The organism is Desulfovibrio piger, from assembly GCF_012843875.1.
GTDB lineage: Bacteria > Desulfobacterota > Desulfovibrionia > Desulfovibrionales > Desulfovibrionaceae > Desulfovibrio.
In genome coordinates this window covers 1-554 of the sequence record NZ_JABAFY010000128.1, presented here as the reverse complement: position 1 = coordinate 554, position 554 = coordinate 1, and the positions used below count along the sequence as shown (strand labels likewise).

General features: G+C 50.7%; 1 rRNA gene. It reads left to right on the top strand.

The annotated features are described in order from the left end of the window. Positions 1-554: ribosomal RNA gene (locus HF854_RS12450) — 23S ribosomal RNA — on the top strand; the annotation flags it as partial.

The following is a 554-nucleotide window of genomic DNA, read 5'->3' as shown; positions in this document are numbered from 1 at the left end:
AGTGGAGCCGTAGGGAAACCGAGTCTGACAAGGGCGATGAGTAGTGCGGATTAGACCCGAAACCGGGTGATCTATCCATGAGCAGGTTGAAGCAAGGGTAAAACCTTGTGGAGGACCGAACCAATACCGGCTGAAAACGGTTTGGATGACTTGTGGATAGGGGTGAAAGGCCAATCAAACCCGGTGATAGCTGGTTCTCCCCGAAATATATTGAGGTATAGCCTCATGGATTGTCTACCGGAGGTAAAGCACTGACAGGGCTAGGGGTCCTACCAGATTACCAAACCCTATCAAACTCAGAATGCCGGTCAGATGTACCATGGGAGTCAGACGGCGGGTGCTAAGGTCCGTCGTCGAGAGGGTAAGAGCCCAGATCAACAGCTAAGGTCTCCAAATCTATGCTCAGTGGTTAAGGTGGTGACGTTGTAGAGACACCCAGGACGTTGGCTTAGAAGCAGCCATCGTTTAAAGAAAGCGTAATAGCTCACTGGTCTAATGACGTTGCGCCGAAAATGTAACGGGGCTAAGCATAGTACCGAAGCTTTGAATTCCGC